Origin of the sequence: Nocardia crassostreae, from assembly GCF_001613405.1 — a bacterium.
Taxonomy (GTDB): domain Bacteria; phylum Actinomycetota; class Actinomycetes; order Mycobacteriales; family Mycobacteriaceae; genus Nocardia; species Nocardia crassostreae.
In genome coordinates, this window is record NZ_BDCH01000025.1 from 259,376 (window position 1) to 276,541 (window position 17,166).

Below are 17,166 nucleotides of genomic sequence, written 5' to 3' on the forward strand. Positions count from 1 at the left end.
GTATCGGGTGAGCGGACTGTGGGTGATCGTGCCCGCCTACAACGAGGAACAGGGCATAACCGCCACGCTGGATGCGCTCGCCGCCCAGCAGGACCGGGATTTCACCTTGGTGGTGGTCGACAACAACTCCGCCGATCGGACAGTGGACGTGGTGCGGGCCTTCGCCGCGGCCCATCCGGAGATGACAGTCGAGATCGTGCACGAGCGGCAGAAGGGCACCGGCGCGGCCTCGGACACCGGAATGCGGCACGCCATCGCGGCCGGGGCGCTGCGGCTGGCCCGCACCGATGCCGACTGCCTGCCCGCGCCGGACTGGACGGCGCGCATTCACGCGGGGTTCGATTCCGGGCTGCGCCTGGTCAGCGGGCAGTTGATTCCGCGCACGGATGAGGGCGTGCGGTGGCGCGATCGCACCATCATTCGCGTGGTCCTGGAGGTGGCGTCCGCCTTCGGGAAGTTCCGCCCCGGCAATCAGGATCCGCGCTACCTCGGCCCCTATGTGATGACGCCCGGGTGCAATATGGCCATTACCGCCGAATTGTACGAAGCCGCAGGCGGATTCCCGCGCACGGCCATCGAGGATCTGCACGAGGACCGCACGCTGGTGAATGCCGTCCGCATGCTCACCACCGAATACGGCCTGCGTCGCGATGTACGCGTGCACGCCTCCAACCGCCGCGTGCGCGCCTGGGGCGTGCGGCGCACGCTCGAGTGGTACGCCGACCACCGGTACAAGCCGGAACTCGTGGACATCCGGTGACGGCCAGAGCGCACGAACAGGCTGCCGCACAGGACTTTCTGGCGCTACTGCGCGAACAGGTGCGTCGCTATCCGGACGCACCGGCCCTGGGAATGATCGGTGCGGCGCCGATGTCCTTCGCCGAGCTCGACGCACGAATCGCCGCGGTGGCGAAACGACTGCACGACAATGGCTTCCTGCCCGGAGATCGGATGCTGTTCTCGATTCGGCCGTGCGTGGACGCCGTGGTGCTGGTATTCGGGACCATCGCCGCGGGCGGCACCATCGATCCGGGCGTCGGGCCCGAGTTGTTCGCGCGCCGCATTGATCTGGTGCAACCCACCTGGGCGGCGACGAAATCGCTGCTCTATCTGCTGGGCGGGCCGCTGCACCGGGCCGGGCGCGCGCTTGGGCTGTCGCTGCCCGCGTTCGGGCGGTTGCCGGTCCGGCACATCCACAGCGGGCCGCGTCTGCCCGGCACGCCATACCCCTCGATTCCGGCGCGAAAACTGCTTCACCTCGGCAAAGATGCAGCCTTCGGCAAGGCTCGCCCACCTCGCGCGAACCCGCACGCGACGACGGCGTACCCGAGTACGGAGAAGGCGGACATTCGTGCCGCCACGGCATCGGCTGTCGCGAACCCGGCGGCCGAGGCGCTCATCGTTTTCACCTCCGGAACGACGGCCGCACCGAAAGCCGTTGTGCACACCCGTGGCTCACTCGGCGCGGGCCTGGCGGCCATGGCGGGCCGCAGTACGCTCGGGCCGGGCGCGCACCTGCACACCGAGCAGTTGATGATGGGCCTGCCCGCGCTGCTGTCCGGTGCGCGGTGGTCACTGCCGCGGTATCCGCGCTTCGGAACCCATATCGACCCGATCGGATTCGCGCGCACCCTGGATGCCGCGACGCATGCCTTCTTCACCCCTGCGGATCTGGCGGTGGTGCTCACCGCCCTCGAATCCGGCCGCCTGACCGCGCCCGCCGGGCTGCGCGAAGTGTCGCTGGGCGGCGCGCCGGTGACCACCGCGCTGCTGCGCCGCGCCCGCGCCGCGCTGCCGGGCTGCGAATTCCTCGCCATCTGCGGAATGACCGAAATCCTGCCCGTGGCAATCACTTCCGGTGCGGCCAAGCTGGACTTCGAGGGTGCGGGCGATCCGCTCGGAGCGCCGGTCACCGGCGTGGACGCCCGCATTGCCGGGGACGGGGAGCTGATCCTGTCCGGTCCGAATCTGTGCCGGGGTTATCTCGGCGAAGCGGAGCTGACCGAGATCGCGACCGGCGACCTCGCGCGCCTCGACGGCGGCACGCTCATCCTCATGGGCCGCAAGAAGGACATGATGATCCGCGGCAAGACCAATATCTATCCGGGACTGTACGAACCGGCCATCGCGACCGTCGCGGGCGTGCGGCAGGCGATCATGGTCGGTGTGCCCGACGAGATCGGCGACGAGCGGATCATCCTCGCCGTGGTCGCGGACCCGGGGGTCACCGATATCGCGGCCCGGCTGCGTCGCGAATTGCCTTCGCTCATGGACACTTCCGCACTGCCCGACGAGATCGTCGTGGTCGAGGAGATTCCCGTGAGCGGCCGCACCAGCAAACCCGACCGCGCCGCCCTGCGCACCCGGCTCGGCGCGGCTACCGCGCGCTGACCTGCTCCACCAGCGAATCGGGCCGCACGATCAGCTCATCGAGCACCAGATCCGCGAAGATCTCCGCCTCGGACTCGGTGAGCATGCCGTCCACATAACAGAATCCGAGCTGCATCTCCCGGTGCGCGGTGGTGATCGCGACCGTCAGCGCGCTCACACAGGAATTCGACGCCGTCAGCAGCAGGCCCGAGAACTCCCACTCCCCCAGCCGATCCGGGAATTCGACCCGGCCCAGATTGGTGACCGATACATTCCACGGCGCGCGCCGATCGATCAATTCGATAATGCGCCAACCGGATTTCACCGACCGCGGCGTCCCGAAGCGCATACCCGCCACCGTCGCCAGATGCCGTCGCTGCCGCACCCCGCGCGCCACCTGCCGATTCACCGATCGCGCCATATCCCACAGCGACATGCCCGGCCCGTAGCGCACGAAACCGGCCAGCACCGGCGCGTAGATGCCGAGCTCGTCCGGATCCGGCTGCGGGACCAGCGCGGACCGGAAATCCACGGGCGATCCGATACCCACGACGCCCGCGACATCCGTCGCACCGCACTTGGCCACCGCCAGCGCCACCGCCGCCGCCAGCGCCCCGTGCACCGTCACGCCCGCGCGACGGCAGTCGGCCGCCAGCCCGGTCAGCGCGTCCGCCTCCAGCACCCGGTGCACCACCCGGGTCCGCCGCTCCGCCAAAGCCACCGGTCGCGCCGCGGGCAAGCGCCGCGGGCGCAGGGCGTAGGCCGCGATCTGGTCGTGCAGCGTCGTGTACGCGTACCGCCAGAACCCGCGCGCCCCGGCCGGAACAAGGTAGTCCGACGGCGGGATCGGCAGCCGCCCCGGGCTCCGGGACGCCTCGGCATCGTCGCGACCCTGATCGGCGAATTCGATCAGCTTGCGCAGGGCGGCCATGAGCGAGCGGCCGTCCACGATGATGTGCGAGATCGTCAGGATGATGTCGTGTTGCTCGGCGGGCGTGCCCGGATAGCGGACCACGTCCACCACCCGCGCCAGGCCCGCCCCGACGTCGAAACCCTCGACCATCTCCCGATCGAGTTCCCGCAGCCAGGTCTCCGGATCCTCGGAGACCACCCGCCGCACCGGCAGTCGCGGTTCGGCCAGCGCGTGGAACCGGGGACCGCGCCTCGCATCGTCGCGCACCCCGACCCGCAGCAGCGGATATTCCGCGACCAGCGCCGCCGCTGCCCGCGCCAGCCGCGCCTCCGGCAGCCGCCCGTACAACCGCACCCGCGCACTGCAATTGGCGGGTGAGATCCGGTCGATGATCCAGAACCACCGCTCCGAGGGGCTCAGCGCGCGCGTGAAAGCCGGTGCCGCCGTTGCCGCTCCGCTCGCAACCACTGCCCGACCTCTCCCTTGCGCTCCCCTGCGCGAAACGATAATGGGCGCCCGACCAGACCGCGACTCGCGGCGGCGCCGGATCAGAGGTCGCCGGGCTTGCCGAATTCCTCGATCAGCACCGGATACTGCTCGCCACCGCGCCCGGCGGCTATCGCACGATCGGCCATGGCCTGGATCAGCCTGGGCAGTTCGGCATTGACGCCCAGGGCCTCGCTCTCCTCGACCAGGTGCGCCATGGCCCGCGCATCGGTCTCCAGGGCGGACACCTCGGCGGGGAAGGAACCGCGGTCGATCTGCTCGGCGTAGCCAGGCAGCCATTCGGCCACACCCGCGGCGATCCGCTGGGCGAACGGCGCATAGGTCGCGGCATCCACACCGGCGGTGCGGAGCATTGCGGTGCCCTGGAGCCAGGCATTGAGGACGCTCCACATCATGGCCAGGCCCGCCACGTCGTACAGCGATGCCAGGCCGTGGTCCTCGCCCAGGTAGGTGACGGCGCCCAGGGCGGACAGCGCGTGCTCGTGCGCCGTGAAGTCCGCCTGCGGTCCGCTGTGCAGGATCACCGCGTCCGCGGTGCCGATCGCCGGGGGATCGCCATGATCGCGCCGTCCAGATAGCGCGCACCGCGCTTCTCGGCCCAATCCGCGGCCTCCCGCGCCTGTGCCGAACTACCGGAGGTCAGGTTGACCAGGGTGGTCCCGGCCAGGCCGATCTCGTTCGCTCCCAGCAGATCTCGCATCGCGTCGTAGTCGCTGACACAGATGACCGCCAGCCCGCCCGCCGCGAGCGCGTCACCGGCGGTCGGCGCGAACCGCGCGCCCGCGGCCACCAGCTCGGCGGCCTTGCCGCTCGTCCGATTCCACACGGTGGTGGGATGTCCCGCCTTCAGAAAGGCTTGCGCGAGCGCCCGCCCCATGAGCCCGAGGCCGATGACCGTCACGGGCGTATCGATGTTCTCCATGGCAGCATCGTCAACGTTGATACCGGTGTGAAGGTCAAGTGAGGTTTCGATGCAAATCGGAGAACTGAGTCGCCGGACAGGCGTCAACACCCACCAGTTGCGCTACTACGAATCCCAGGGCCTGCTGATCGCCGACCGCCGCGCCAACGGCTACCGCGACTACGACGACACCGCCCCCTTGCGCGTCAAGCAAATCCGCCACCTTCTCGACGCGGGCCTCAACTCCGACGACATCGCCTATGTGCTCCCCTGCGCCGTAGGCGAAGCCCCCGAACTCCCCGGTTGCCCGGAACTCCTGTCCGCCATGCGATCCCGCCTCCAGCGCATCGACGACCAGATCCAGCGCCTCGCCCAGTCCCGTACCGCCCTCTCCGACTACATCGACGCCGCCGAACAGGTGGGCGGCGACACCTACCCGCCGTTCGACTGAACCTCGTCAGGCGAGGACGGGGAAGTTACTGCGGAACACGCCTTTCGGGTCGCGACTGCGTTTGATCTCGCGCAGTCGGGTCAGGGCGTCGGCGCGGAGGGCATCGGATGCGCGCTGTTCCGGTGCCAGGAAGGTGAATGGGGCGCGGCAGCTGGAGGTTTGGCCGAAGGCGTCCAGGTAGCGCTGGGCCCGTGAATGGAAGTCGGTGGCGGCGGAGGGTGCGGTTCGGAGGCCGTGGAGGCTGAGGCAGAACGGTTCGGGGATCGGGCCCGCCACACTGTTGGACGGGCGGGCGAGCGCGCCGCCGAGATGACGGATCTGGACGCTGATCAATGGGGAGATCGGGGCGGCGAGCAGCGTGTCCACGACGGCATCGGTGAGGCCGGTCAGCAGGGTGGTGCGGTGCAGGCTGGGGGTCGGCTTGGTCGGCTCCGCGGTGATCGCGCCGATATCGGCCGTCCGCATCGGTGCGCGGGTGTCGGCGGTGCGGCCGTCGATGCGATCCAGCGGTGCGAGCAGGGCCTGCGCCGTACCGGCCTCGCCGAGATAGGTGACGCTGACTCCGACCATTGCTGGGGCGCCGGGGAATTGGGACAGGCCACACCAGAGCGTCAGCTCCTCGGGCGCCACCGCGACGATGTCACGGAAGGCCGTGATTACCTCGCGGGCTCGTTCGACCGGCCACAGCATCCGACCGCCGTACAGGGCAGGCGCGGGGTGCAGGGCCAATTCCATCGCGGTGACCAGCGCGTAGTCGCCGCCACCACCGCGCTACGCCCAGAACAGATCCGGGTCCGATGCCGCGGTCACCCGCTGCTTCCTGCCCTGCCCGTCCACGACCTCGAAGGCCGAGACATGGTCGGCGGCCCAGCCGTACTTGCGGGAGAACCAGCTCAATCCACCGCCGAGGGTGAAGCCGGTGACGCCGACCTGCGGCGCGCTGCCCGTGAGCCCGGTCAATCCGTGCTCCCCGGCGGCCTGCACCTGCGACCAGGTCGCACCCCCGCCGACGAACGCCGATCGCGCGCCCGGATCGACCCGCACCTCGCTCAATCGGTTGGTGCGCACCAGGATTGCCCCGTTCAGCGAATCCGAGGCGCCGTGCCCGCTCGGCTGCACCGCCAGCATGCGGCCCCTATCGCGGGCATAGCCGACCAGGGTCGCCGCATCGTCGGCGTCGGCGACCTCGACCACCGCGCGCACCGATTGGTCGACGGTCGAATTCCACGGCTGCCGCGCCTGTTCGAACCCGTCGTCCCCGAACTGCACCACCCGCCCGCGCACGACCGACCGCAGCCCGCCGTCATCCTGCGCCGCCCGGCTCTCCGGCGCGCACGCCGCGGCGACCAGTCCACCACCGAGGACCAATAGTCCGCGGCGGTTCAGTTTCGGTGTCACACGCTCCCCGGGGTGACCGGCATTCATCCATTCCTCCTCGATGACCTGCCGCCCAACGTATCGACCCGAGATCGACTGTCATCGCCGGAAAACCGCGCACAGAGCCGAAAGTGATCGCCTCCTGACCGGATATTGACCGGCACACAAAGTGAAGCAACACCGACCGGGAAACCATGGCGGCAGCTACTCGTGAAATGCCGCCATGGTTTCCCGGTCGATGGCGCTCACTCGCCGACGGCGGTCCTGCGGGCATGGGTTTCCTGCGGGCTCACGGTGATCACATCGACCTGCCGCACCAGCGATTCGGGAACTCGCCCGCCCTCGAAATGCTCGGGCCCGGGCACGATGACGGCCTCCGCATCCAGCCGATTGACCTGAGCCTTCAGACGGGCCACCGGTGGGCGGCCGGTCGCGGGGTCGTAGACCACCACACCCGCGAAGTCGTACCCGAACTTCTCGGCGAGCCCGCGAATGCGGGACTCGTCCCAGAGCTGACCGATCCCGGACACATCCGCCCGCAGATAACCCAAAGCCGTTGGCCGGTACCGCATATCATCCCCCTCGCGCTGATCGTCACCGGATTCTTCTTCGTAGCAGCGGGTCTCCAGGACGCCGCCGGGGAAGGCCACAAGTTGTGTACGCCAAACCATCTCGACTCCTGCCCGTTCGCGATCGTTGCCTCGACGCTAAGTTCCCGCGCGGCGGGGACTCCAGAAGTTTGCACAACTTTGACTGAGTTCCCTCATGCGAGCGCGATCTCGAACAGGGCGGAGGATCATTGAGCCCAGCACGGAAATTCCGTGCACAGCACACGACGGGGGTCGAATCATGTGCTTGAAGTTCCTCGGCAAGGGCGGGTCGGACGTCACCGGATGCCCCAGCCTCTATGCCACTGACAACGGCTACCTCGCACAAGGCTGGAAGACCAACCGGCCCGAAACAATTGAAATTCCACATCTGCTGCTGGGGTTCCTGGAACCGGACACCTACATCGGGGCCACACTGACCGACACGGGTCGTGGGACGTTCACACTGACCGGCAGACCGATCACCGATGCTGAAACGCTGAGCCAGTTGGATCTGGCCGAGGACGAAACGGCTATCGCGGTGCCGATGACACGGAGGATGGTTTACCGTGCAGTACTTGCAGAATGACCCGGCAGTCTGGGCGGAGCTCTTCCGCGCGTGCAAGAAGCAGGCGTTTCATTTCGAGGTCAGGGACGTCTACGGCGTACCGCAGGAATCCGAGCCGCTGCGCCGGTTCTTGAACGGCGAGCCTCCGATGGTGGATGACTACAAGAGCGATTGGCTCGCGCTGGTGCGGGAAACGACCGGGCGTGGCGTCGCAATGGGTCGCGTGCGAGTGGTGACCGTTCCGCACAGCGATTATCAGCGTTGGCTGCTGTCGGTGACCGACACCAATGTCGCGGCGGGAGAGGATATCCGATATGTCCCCAGGCATCTCGCCGGAGAGGTGCCGCCGGATGACTGGTGGATGTTCGACACCGAGCAGGTGGTGTTCAACTTGGCCACCGAGAACGGCGCGTCGGCACCGGCGATGGCCGCCAGCACCGACCCGCGGATAATCGAGTACTGCCTGAGTGTGAGGCAACGACTCTGGGAACTTTCCACCCCGTACGCGGAGTACGTCGAAAGCGACTACGCACGGCAGTGACCGCTGGAGTTGACGAGGCACAGGAAGCTCTCGGAGCGCGACTCCGAGAGCTTCGCCGACGGGCGGGGCTCAGCGGCCGCAAGTTCGCGCAGCTGGCCGGTTGGCACGAATCCAAGGTATCCAAGATCGAGTACGGGCGAATCCGGCCATCGGATGCGGATATTCGGTCCTACTGTGAGCATGCCGGTGCGGTAGCTCAACTCCCCGACTTGCTCGCGACGCTGCACAATATCGACACCGCGTATCTGGAGTGGCGGCGGATTCTCAGTACGGGCTTGAAGCGCCGCCAGCAGAAGTCCCTCAGGATCGAGGCCGACGCGACATTCCTGCGCGGATACCAAACGCAGGTCGTGCCCGGACTACTGCAGACAGCCGAGTATGCGACGGCCCTACTGCGTCGATCCATCGAGTTCTACCGGATTCCTGACGACTTGGACGAAGGCGTCTCGACCCGGATGGAGCGGCAGCGCATCCTTTATCAGCGCGATCACCGCTTCCACTTCCTCCTCGCGGAGCAGGGGCTGCATTCGACGGTGGGCGGCGATGACGTGATGGCTGGGCAACTCGACCGTCTCGCGTCCATGATCGGAATGCCGCGCGTTGCGCTCGGAGTCATCCCGTCGATGGCCGAAGTTCTCGTCGTATCAACGAGTTTCGTCTTGTTCGACAACCGAATGGTCATGGTCGAGGGAACAGCGGCCGAACTGACCATCACTCAGCCGCGAGAAGTCGCCCTCTACGGCCGTGCATTCGACACGCTCGCGCGCCAAGCCGTTACCGGCAAGGCGGCGCGCGAGCTGATCATGAATGCCCTTGACAAGCGGCGCTGAAGGTCAGTTGTTGTCCAAGGCGGACATGCTCTTCCAGGTGTTCCAGTCGACGGCCCAGTCGTAGATGTCGCCGTCGGCGGCGGAGAGGGGGATGCGGGTGCCGGTTACTTCTACCGGGTCGCCGTAGAGGGCGGTGGGGAAGTACTGCTGGGCGTCGCTGGGGCTGAGGTTGATGCAGCCGTTGGTGACGTTGGTATTGCCCTGGGCGGAGAGGGATTCGGGGTTGGCGTGGATGAATTCGCCATTGTTGGAGATGCGGACGGCCCAGCGTTCGCGGACGTTCTGGTAGTAGGGCGGGTTGGACATCATGAAGTCTTCGTACTTCTCGGTGACCACGTGGATGCCGGAGCGGGTGACATTGCGGTCCTCATTGCCCTCGCCGTAGCTGACGGGGAAGTCGAAGATGACCTGGCCGTCGCGGACCACCTGCATGCGGTGGCTGGGGGCGTCGCCCTTGACGATCTGGGAGCGGCCGATGCGGAAATCGGAGGTGAGGTCGGCGGCGCCGTAGGAGCCGTCGCCCATCTTCAGGCCGTAGAGCTTCAGGCCGACGTGCACGGTGGTGCCGGGCTGCCAGTATTCGCGCGGCCGCCAGTGGGCGCGGGAACCGCCGTTGTCGTCGGGCAGCCAGGCCCAGGAACCCTCGGTGCCCGGCGTGGCGGTCACGGTCATCTGCCGTTCGACGGCGGCCTTGTCGTCGATGTGCTTGTTGAACTGCACGATGATCGGGGCCGCGATGCCGACCTCTTGATCGTCGGCGATATTGATGGTCGCCGAGATCTGAGTCTTCGGCGTGAGGGTGGTGAACGTCGAGTCGATGGCGACCGGCTTGTTGTCGGTGCCGACGACGGTGCCCGACCAGGTGTAGGTCACGTTGTAGCCGAGCGGCTCGGTGACGGTGAACTTGGTGCGGTCGCCATTGAATTCGCCGGTGACCTGCTTACCGTTGGGGTTGGTCAGCGCCACCTGGTCGATGCGGCCGCCGGTCACCGAGACCGAGACGGGGGCGGTGGGGTCCACATCCTGCGCGCCGTCGCCGGGTTGCAGCGTCACCTGCGCGGTGGGTTCGGCGGGCTCGGCGGAACCGCTGCCCTTGTCGGAACTACATCCGGCCACCACCACGACCATCGCCAACAGCGCGGCCAGCACGGCGGTCACCCGGCGCGCGGACACTCCTCCTCGATTGCTCACTTTCTCGACGATACCGCCGCAAACCGAGTCGGCCGGACGCGGAGAAGGTGGCCCGAGCCACTTCTACAGGGCAACACCCACAGTGACAGGTTCGGGTTCCAGGCGGATCCGGAATCGTTCAGCAACTCCCTGGCGAACAGTCCGCGCCAGGGCGATCAGATCCTCGGCGGTGGCCGCCCCCCGATTGGTCAGGGCCAGCGTGTGTTTGGTGGACAGCCGCGCGGGAGCCTCCGCGCCCGGATATCCCTTGGCGAATCCCGCGCGTTCGATGAGCCATCCCGCGGAGAACTTCACACCGCCCGGGGCGGGCCAGGTGGGCACGGCCACATCCGGTCCGACATGTGCGGAAATCGCCGCTCGCACCGCGTCCAACTGGGTTTCCGATACGACCGGATTGGTAAAGAAGGAGCCCGCACTCCAGGTGTCGTGATCGGCCGGATCGAGCACCATGCCCTTGCCCGCGCGCAGCCGCAGCACCTCCGCGCGCACCCGCGCGGCCGGACGGGACTCGCCCTCCGCGGCGCCCAGCGCGGAGGCGAGCTCGCGATAACCCAGCGGCTCGCTCGAGCCGTCGGCGCGCAGCGCGAACTCCACGTCCAATACCACCGCGTGATCGCTGTGCTTGAGCACCGAGGTGCGATATCCGAAACCCAGTTCCGCGGGCTCGACCCAGCGGATCTCACCGGTGCCGCGATCCAGCAGCCGCACCCGGCGCAGCAGCGTCGCCACCTCCACGCCGTACGCGCCGACATTCTGCACCGGGGTCGCACCGGCCGAACCCGGGATGCCGGAAAGGCATTCCAGCCCACCGAATCCCGCCTCGACGGTCGCCGCCACCACGGCATCCCAATTCGCGCCCGCCTCGGCGCGCACGGTGTCGCCGGAGATCGTCACACCCTCGGTGGCGATCCGCACGACGACGCCCGGGAAGCCCGCATCGGCAATGAGCAGATTCGATCCGCCCGCGATGAGCAGGACCGGGATTCCGGCCGCGTCCAGCTCGCGCACCGTCGCCACCAGCGCTTCGGTGCTCGTGCAGTCGGCGACGATGGCGGGCCCGCCCACCCGCAGCGTCGTCAGCTCCGCCAGCGGGACCGCGGCGCGCAACCGCGCACCGGTCGCCGCGAGCCGGTCCGCCACGTCGTCGAAGGACACCACCCCAGTAGTACGCACAGCCACAGACGGTAGCCTGTCCGACCATGGCGACACCTCTGGCCTTCACTGCGCACTCGACCCATTCCACCGCCGCCGTGCGCGCGGCCCTCGCCAATGAGCAGTACTGGAAAGACCGCATCGAGGAGGTCGGCGGCCCGAACGCGCGCATCGACTCCATTCGGATCGACGGCGGCAATGTCCGAGTCGAGATGGTGCAGGCCATTCCGGCCGAGGAACTGCCCGCCCAGCTGACCGCGGTCCGCCCCGGCGACCTCATCATTCCGCGCACCGAGACCTGGACCGGCAGCGGCGGCAGCGTCGACGCCTATGTGGAGGGCGCGCCCGCCACGGTCAAGGGCACCTTGAACATGACCGATGACGGCGCGGGCTCCAAGTTCGTCGTGGACGCCACCATCGAGGTGAAGGTGCCGTTGTTCGGCAAGAAGATCGAGGCCGCCATTCAGGAGAACCTGCTCGATCTGCTGCAGCGCGAAGCCGAGTTCACCGACAATTGGCTGAGTTCGCACTGACGGAGTCTTTCCGGCAGTAGTCTGAGCGATCGTGCCTCGCCGACTCGACTACTCCGCACGCTATCCGCTGCACACCACCAAGGAGGTGTACGCAGCGCTCATGAACCGCGACCACTGGGAGGCGCGGATCGAGGAGCTGCGGAAGTACTCGCCCAATGATCTGGTGAGCCTGGAGTCCGGCGATCACGGCATCACCATCGAACTGCGCCACGTGCTGCCGCGTGAGAGCCTGCCGGATATGGCGCAGGCGATCATGGGCAAGGACATGGTGATCACCCGCACCGAGACCTACGGACCCTTCGGACCCGAGGTGACCGGCACTTATAGCGCCGAGATCCCGCGCAGCCCGGGCACTCTCGGGGGCAGTATGCAGCTGTTCCCGACCGAGACCGGATGCACCCTGCGCACCTCGTCGCGGGCCGAGGTGCTCATTCCGTTCATGGGTCGCAAGCTCGAGCAGATGATGCTGGTGAACCTGATCGACCTGTTCCGTGCCGAAGCGAAGGTGACCCAGGAGTGGCTGGACGCACGACACCCGGTCGGCTGAGCAAACCCGTCGGAACGATCACCCGCGGCACCACCGGCATCAATCGACTGCCCCGCGGGGACCGCTGGCTCGTGCACGATCCATTGGTCGCCAAGAGATTGCTAGCCCCGCAGGAACCGCCCCTCGTCGTCGATCTGGGCTACGGGGCGAGCCCCGTGACGACCCTGGAGCTGGCGGCGCGGCTGCGCACGCTGCGGCCGGATCTGCGCGTGACCGGTCTGGAAATCGATCCCGAACGCGTGGTGCCCGGCCGCGACGGCGTCGTCTTCGCCCGCGGCGGTTTCGAATTGGCGGGCCTGCGGCCGAATCTGGTGCGGGCGTTCAATGTGCTGCGGCAATATCCGGAGGAGGCGGTCCCGGACGCCTGGGGCACCATCCTGTCCGGGCTCGCGCCCAACGGCCTGCTCATGGACGGCACCTGCGATGAATTGGGCCGCCGCTGCGCCTGGATCATGCTCGATCGCGACGGACCGCTCTCGCTGACCCTGGCCTGGGATCCGTTCACCGTCGAGCGGCCCTCCGATATCGCCGAGCGCCTGCCGAAGGCCTTGATCCACCGCAATATTCCCGGCGAACCCGTTCACGCGCTGCTCACCGCCGCCGACCGGGCCTGGCTGCACGCCGCGCCGCTGGCGCCCTACGGTCCCCGAATCCGCTGGCGACAGGCCGCGAATCTACTGCGCGAGCTGGGTTTTCCGCTGCGCGTCTACCGGCGGCCGACGCGCGACAATATTCTGACCGTGCCCTGGAAGGCGGTCGCGCCGCTCTCCTGAGCCAGCTCCCGCAGCGCCTGCACCGAACCGGAGACCGCGGCGGGCGCGAGCAGCGATCGCGGCGCGAAGGGCTGCCGCCACAGCCCGCCGTGCGCGGCGCCACTGGTGAACAGGGCCTCCGGATTGGGATCCGGGGTCCGGTCGGGGTCCATGACATCGGCGACCAGCTTGGCGGCCAGCAGTGTTCGCGCGGTCACCGGATCGAAGACCTCGATGCCGAAGCGGGTGGCGGCCCGGTACGCGGCGGTGCGCCGCACGCTGTCGTCGCCGCCGGTCGTCCAGGCGGGCGGTGCGACCGTATAGGACACCGCGTGCCCGGCGGCGCGGGCCAGCACCGCCCGCCAGCGCGGCAGCCGCTGCGCCAGTGCGTAATCCTGTCCCGCCAGATAGGGCAGGTTGTCGAACAGACTCCACTCCCGGCCCTCGGCGTCGCGCACCGGCCGGGTGTAGTTGAGCCGGTACAGCGAGTGCGGGGCCAGCTGGTGCAGCAGATCCTGGGCGGCGCCGCGAACTCCGCGCCGCGCCAGCTGTTCCCGCGCGGCGGCCACCACCGACTCCGGGACCGCATAGCAGTCGGTCGGCGAGCCGAGACCGGCGAGCGCGGCATCCGGATGCCGCCGCAGCACCGATTCGGCCAGCACATCCGAGGCCGCGGCGATCCGCAGCCCGGCCGCGCCGGGCGCGCCCGCGTACAGGCCGAGCACCGGCCGGGCGTCGGTGTGGGTGGCGATCCAATGGGTCAGCACCGGAAAGCTTCTGGCGATATCGGCGCCCGGACCGGTGGCGGTGACCGGGAAGCGCATGGTGCCCGCCCCGGCCTGGGCCAGCGCCCGCAACCGGCCCCAGCGGGCCCGGCCGGGCAGATCCAGCGCCAGGATGTCCGCGCCCCAGGCCAGCAGTGGTTGCAGCGGGCTCAGTTCCGCGCCCGCGCCGACCAGCACCACGCGAAAACCGGGCAGCGCCAGCCATTCCGGATGGTCCGCCACCCGGCGCACCGCGGCGACGAAGCCGGGCTCCAGAATCCCGCGCCGCTCCCAGCTGTCCAGCTGTTCGCGTAATCCGTCCCCGGCCAGCAGATTTCCCCGCCACGGCAGCTCCAGGCGCGAGGCGGGCGCGGCGGTTCCGGCGACCTCCCCGATATCCAGGGTCGAGCCCTCCGCCGCGGCTTCGAGATCGACGTCCTCCAGCGAGGTGACGGTGCGGCCGGTCGCGAACCGCAGCATGGTGCGCATGGAATGCAGTCCGCCGCGGGCGATGCCGAGCGAGATCAGCGGTGCGCTCACCGCCAGGGCCGTCATGCCCCGGAAGCTGTGCCGATGATCGTGCCGCCAGTCCCGGCAGGTCTCCACCGATTGCGCCAGATCCGCGTCATAGGGCCGCACCGCGTCGGCGACCACGGCCGCGGAGAACATGTCCGCGATCCGATCGGGTGGTCCGGGCGGAAAAGCCAGATCCCACATGCCAGTGCCGACCGTGCCCATGATCGATCACATTGCCACGTCGGCCGCGCGCGCGAAACTCGAAACCGGGCCGGTTCACACCCGGATCAGCGCGCGATGCAGGCGCGCCGCCGTATTCGGCGGGAGAGCGCTACTGGCGGAACGGATCTCGGCGCGCGCGCAGCGGTGGATGGCCACCGCGTCGGCGACCACCTCGTCGAGCGCGGACTGCCCGATACCGGCCTCGGCCAGGTCCAGGACGGTGCGCAGCGGGGTCGTCACCAGGAATGCGCCCGCCGACTCCACATCCGTGCGGGCGAAGGCGCGGCGCAGCACCACCAGGCGCGGGGAGAGCGGGAACCGGCCGATCCGGGCGGACATGTGCACGAAACGAGGTCGCAGCAGACCCAATCCGTGCAGTTCGGCGGCGCTGTGATGAGAAACAGCGGCGGCGCCGTCGAACCAGGCCGACCACATGGCGTATTCGTCCAGCGGGCCTTCGGGCCAATCGCCCAAACGCAGCAGCCCGACCCCGGCGCGCACCACCGAACCGTCCCGTAGACCGTCGCGAATCAGGTTCTCGCAGCCCGTGTGCAGGACCTGACGGGTGGTGAAGTACCCGGCATGCCGCCCGGCGAGCTCCCGTAATAGTCGCCAACTGTGTTCCGGATCCTGCTCCGCCGCGGGCTGCCCAGCCATGGCGCAAGGCTACGCCGCCGCTTGTGTGTTATGTCACAATCCGGCGGGAGTCCAACGACACCTCACCGGAAGCACAGAGCCCACACAGAAAGTTTGGGAACAATCGGCTCCATGAGTTCGAACCCCACCTCGGACGACGCAGGCAACCAGGAGACCGAGCAGCTCGGAGCGCAGCCCTCCGTGAGCGCCACGGACGAGACCAAGGTGCTGGGCAAACACGGCACCGAGGTCATGCATCCAGGTGAGGCGGCGTACGCGGCCGAGGCCGGGGCCCTACCCAGCGATTCCTACGGGCCGGTCACCGGCGGCTTCCGGCAGCCGCCGATCACGCCACCGCCACCGGCGAATCCGGCGGGCGGACAAGGAGGCCCATCCCGTATGCGCGGTAAGCGGACCCTGCTCATCGTCGCCATCGTGCTCGCCCTCGTGGCCGTGGCCGGGCTGGCCGGGGGCGAGGCCTATGCCCGGCGCTCGGTGGAGAACTGCATCACCTCGCAGTTCGAGGCGGAGATGGGCTCCCAGATCGATGTGTCCTTCGGCTGGAAACCCTTGCTGATCACCATGTTCGACGGCAAGGTCGGCAAGGTGACGGTGGACAGCGACGACACCAAGTTCGGCCCCGCGGTCGGCATGGTGGTGCACGCCACCTTCAATGACATCGAGGTGAAAGACCAAGGGCGCCAAGGCGGCAGCATCGGCAGCTCCACGGCCGATGTGACCTGGAGCAATGACGGCATCACCAAGACGCTGGGCGGCTTGGTGTCCAGCACCACCTCCGATCCCGCGGCCGGGACGCTGAACTTCGCTGTGCTCGGCGGCATTGCCGAACTACAGGTGAAGCCGCAGATCGTCGGCGACAAGGTCGAGGTGGAGACCATGTCGGCGAGCCTGCTCGGCTTCGGACTGCCCACCGATCTGGTGTCGGGCATCGTGGATCTGCTGTCGCAGAGCCTGCAGAGCTACCCGTTCGATATGAAGCCCACCCAGGTGAAGGTCACCCAGGACGGGCTGGCGGTCACCCTGGCGGGCGAGCGCAGCGAACTGCCCGCCGCGGACAGCTCCCAGACCACGCAGCAGAACGCGAACTACCGCTGCTGATCAGGCCGGAAACCCTTCCAGAACTTCACGAGAACGCGACAGGCCCAGCCGGGTGGCGCCCGCGGCAATGAGTTCGGCGGCGGCGTCCGAGGTGCGGATGCCGCCGCTGGCCTTCACGCCGAGACGGTCGCCGACCGTCTCGGCCATCAGGCGCACCGCGTGCACGCTGGCGCCGCCCGCGGGATGGAATCCGGTGGAGGTCTTCACGAAATCGGCCCCGGCCTGTTCGGCCGCGCGGCACACCGCGACGATCTGCTCGTCGCTCAGCGCCGCGGATTCGATGATCACCTTGAGCAGTGCGCGATCGCCCATGGCCTCGCGCACCGCGACGATATCGGCGAGCACGGCGTTGTAGTCGCCGCTGCGGGCCGCGCCCACGTCGATGACCATATCCACCTCGGCCGCACCCTGATCCACCGCCAGCCGCGCCTCGGCGCCCTTCACCAGCGAATGATGTTTGCCGGACGGGAAACCCGCGACGGTGGCCACCACCAGGCCGGGTGCGCGCACCGGCAGCATGGAGGGTGAGACGCAGACTGCCAACACGCCCAGCTCTCGGGCTTCCTTGATCAGCGCGTCCACATCCGAAGCGGTTGCTTCGGGGGCGAGCAGGGTGTGATCGATCATCGCGGCCACGTCCGCACGGGAAATCCGGTCCATGAGCACCGAGTTTGGCATATCGGTAGCGA

The 17,166-nt window shown here is 68.4% G+C and carries 21 protein-coding genes and 1 pseudogene; 11 read left to right on the forward strand and 11 right to left on the reverse strand.

Annotation, left to right across the window (positions count from 1 at the left end; translation table 11 throughout):
- The first annotated feature begins 7 nt into the window (after window positions 1-7).
- On the forward strand, window positions 8-760 hold the full coding sequence (locus NC4_RS26050; protein ID WP_245721917.1) for a glycosyltransferase family 2 protein: 753 nt from the start codon (window positions 8-10) through the stop codon (window positions 758-760).
- Complete coding sequence (locus NC4_RS26055; RefSeq protein WP_245721918.1) at window positions 757-2,391, forward strand: class I adenylate-forming enzyme family protein; 1,635 nt, start codon at window positions 757-759, stop codon at window positions 2,389-2,391. The genes NC4_RS26050 and NC4_RS26055 overlap by 4 nt, the downstream gene beginning before the upstream one ends.
- Here the strand turns inward: NC4_RS26055 and NC4_RS26060 are convergent.
- The 3 genes from NC4_RS26060 to NC4_RS43185 all read right to left on the reverse strand — a co-directional run bounded on the left by NC4_RS26060 (window position 2,378) and on the right by NC4_RS43185 (window position 4,712).
- Entirely contained in the window at window positions 2,378-3,751 is a 1,374-nt protein-coding gene (locus NC4_RS26060; protein WP_157555211.1) for a phthiocerol/phthiodiolone dimycocerosyl transferase family protein, read from the reverse strand. The two genes, NC4_RS26055 and NC4_RS26060, sit on opposite strands and share 14 nt — an antisense overlap.
- Before the next feature lie 80 nt (window positions 3,752-3,831).
- Window positions 3,832-4,314 carry an imine reductase family protein gene (locus tag NC4_RS43180; protein ID WP_245721919.1) on the reverse strand — a complete coding sequence of 161 codons (483 nt, stop codon included), beginning with the start codon at window positions 4,312-4,314 and terminating at the stop codon, window positions 3,832-3,834.
- Window positions 4,311-4,712 carry an NAD(P)-binding domain-containing protein gene (locus NC4_RS43185; RefSeq protein ID WP_245721920.1) on the reverse strand — a complete coding sequence of 134 codons (402 nt, stop codon included), beginning with the start codon at window positions 4,710-4,712 and terminating at the stop codon, window positions 4,311-4,313. The genes NC4_RS43180 and NC4_RS43185 overlap by 4 nt, the downstream gene beginning before the upstream one ends.
- 49 nt (window positions 4,713-4,761) lie before the next feature.
- On the opposite strand from NC4_RS43185, the gene NC4_RS26070 reads away from it, so the two are divergent.
- Entirely contained in the window at window positions 4,762-5,142 is a 381-nt protein-coding gene (locus NC4_RS26070) for a MerR family transcriptional regulator (RefSeq protein WP_067543285.1), read from the forward strand.
- Window positions 5,143-5,148: 6 nt separating this feature from the next.
- On the opposite strand, the gene NC4_RS43190 is transcribed toward NC4_RS26070, so the two are convergent.
- The 3 genes from NC4_RS43190 to NC4_RS26080 form a co-directional block, all read right to left on the reverse strand.
- The gene (locus tag NC4_RS43190) at window positions 5,149-5,877 is read right to left on the reverse strand and encodes a hypothetical protein (protein ID WP_245721921.1); all 729 of its coding nucleotides are present in this window, start codon (window positions 5,875-5,877) and stop codon (window positions 5,149-5,151) included.
- A gap of 36 nt (window positions 5,878-5,913) precedes the next feature.
- Window positions 5,914-6,540: an FAD-binding oxidoreductase gene (locus tag NC4_RS43195; RefSeq protein WP_245721922.1), complete on the reverse strand. Its 627-nt coding sequence runs from the start codon at window positions 6,538-6,540 to the stop codon at window positions 5,914-5,916.
- Between the two features lie 224 nt (window positions 6,541-6,764).
- A complete protein-coding gene (locus NC4_RS26080; protein ID WP_245721923.1) occupies window positions 6,765-7,190 on the reverse strand; it encodes a hypothetical protein in 426 nt (141 codons plus the stop codon).
- 178 nt (window positions 7,191-7,368) lie between these two features.
- Between NC4_RS26080 and NC4_RS26085 the strand changes: the two genes are divergently transcribed.
- The 4 genes and pseudogenes from NC4_RS26085 to NC4_RS26095 all read left to right on the forward strand — a co-directional run bounded on the left by NC4_RS26085 (window position 7,369) and on the right by NC4_RS26095 (window position 9,045).
- Window positions 7,369-7,695 (forward strand): hypothetical protein, encoded by a 327-nt coding sequence (locus tag NC4_RS26085; protein WP_067543288.1) that lies wholly within the window; start codon window positions 7,369-7,371, stop codon window positions 7,693-7,695.
- The gene (locus tag NC4_RS26090) at window positions 7,676-8,215 is read left to right on the forward strand and encodes a DUF6879 family protein (protein ID WP_067543291.1); all 540 of its coding nucleotides are present in this window, start codon (window positions 7,676-7,678) and stop codon (window positions 8,213-8,215) included. Before NC4_RS26085 ends, NC4_RS26090 begins: the two co-directional genes overlap by 20 nt.
- Window positions 8,212-8,397: pseudogene (locus tag NC4_RS43200) on the forward strand (helix-turn-helix domain-containing protein); the annotation flags it as partial. The gene NC4_RS26090 and the pseudogene NC4_RS43200, both read left to right, overlap by 4 nt.
- A 27-nt stretch (window positions 8,398-8,424) precedes the next feature.
- A complete protein-coding gene (locus NC4_RS26095; RefSeq protein WP_245721936.1) occupies window positions 8,425-9,045 on the forward strand; it encodes a DUF5753 domain-containing protein in 621 nt (206 codons plus the stop codon).
- 3 nt (window positions 9,046-9,048) lie between these two features.
- Here the strand turns inward: NC4_RS26095 and NC4_RS26100 are convergent, their stop codons facing one another.
- Both NC4_RS26100 and NC4_RS26105 read right to left on the reverse strand, forming a co-directional pair.
- The gene (locus NC4_RS26100; protein WP_084529804.1) at window positions 9,049-10,173 is read right to left on the reverse strand and encodes a L,D-transpeptidase; all 1,125 of its coding nucleotides are present in this window, start codon (window positions 10,171-10,173) and stop codon (window positions 9,049-9,051) included.
- A gap of 126 nt (window positions 10,174-10,299) precedes the next feature.
- Window positions 10,300-11,391, reverse strand: a complete 1,092-nt coding sequence (locus NC4_RS26105; RefSeq protein WP_439957558.1) for a UDP-N-acetylmuramate dehydrogenase — start codon at window positions 11,389-11,391, stop codon at window positions 10,300-10,302.
- Window positions 11,392-11,435: 44 nt separating this feature from the next.
- On the opposite strand from NC4_RS26105, the gene NC4_RS26110 reads away from it, so the two are divergent.
- The 3 genes from NC4_RS26110 to NC4_RS26120 are packed head-to-tail and all read left to right on the forward strand — an operon-like array spanning window position 11,436 to window position 13,241.
- Window positions 11,436-11,921, forward strand: coding sequence for a DUF2505 domain-containing protein (locus NC4_RS26110; protein ID WP_067543300.1), 486 nt, complete (start codon window positions 11,436-11,438; stop codon window positions 11,919-11,921).
- A gap of 31 nt (window positions 11,922-11,952) precedes the next feature.
- Window positions 11,953-12,468, forward strand: coding sequence for a DUF2505 domain-containing protein (locus NC4_RS26115; RefSeq protein ID WP_067543303.1), 516 nt, complete (start codon window positions 11,953-11,955; stop codon window positions 12,466-12,468).
- Window positions 12,438-13,241 carry a class I SAM-dependent methyltransferase gene (locus tag NC4_RS26120; RefSeq protein WP_245721925.1) on the forward strand — a complete coding sequence of 268 codons (804 nt, stop codon included), beginning with the start codon at window positions 12,438-12,440 and terminating at the stop codon, window positions 13,239-13,241. Before NC4_RS26115 ends, NC4_RS26120 begins: the two co-directional genes overlap by 31 nt.
- Here the strand turns inward: NC4_RS26120 and NC4_RS26125 are convergent.
- Together NC4_RS26125 and NC4_RS26130 are read right to left on the reverse strand one after the other, a co-directional pair.
- Window positions 13,175-14,722 carry a hypothetical protein gene (locus NC4_RS26125; protein ID WP_067543306.1) on the reverse strand — a complete coding sequence of 516 codons (1,548 nt, stop codon included), beginning with the start codon at window positions 14,720-14,722 and terminating at the stop codon, window positions 13,175-13,177. The genes NC4_RS26120 and NC4_RS26125 overlap by 67 nt on opposite strands.
- Before the next feature lie 54 nt (window positions 14,723-14,776).
- Complete coding sequence (locus NC4_RS26130) at window positions 14,777-15,379, reverse strand: type IV toxin-antitoxin system AbiEi family antitoxin (RefSeq protein WP_067543309.1); 603 nt, start codon at window positions 15,377-15,379, stop codon at window positions 14,777-14,779.
- Window positions 15,380-15,490: 111 nt separating this feature from the next.
- On the opposite strand from NC4_RS26130, the gene NC4_RS26135 reads away from it, so the two are divergent.
- Window positions 15,491-16,477: an LmeA family phospholipid-binding protein gene (locus tag NC4_RS26135; RefSeq protein ID WP_369690789.1), complete on the forward strand. Its 987-nt coding sequence runs from the start codon at window positions 15,491-15,493 to the stop codon at window positions 16,475-16,477.
- Here the strand turns inward: NC4_RS26135 and deoC are convergent, their stop codons facing one another.
- On the reverse strand, window positions 16,478-17,155 hold the full coding sequence (deoC, locus tag NC4_RS26140) for a deoxyribose-phosphate aldolase (protein WP_067543312.1): 678 nt from the start codon (window positions 17,153-17,155) through the stop codon (window positions 16,478-16,480).
- Window positions 17,156-17,166 lie beyond the last annotated feature (11 nt).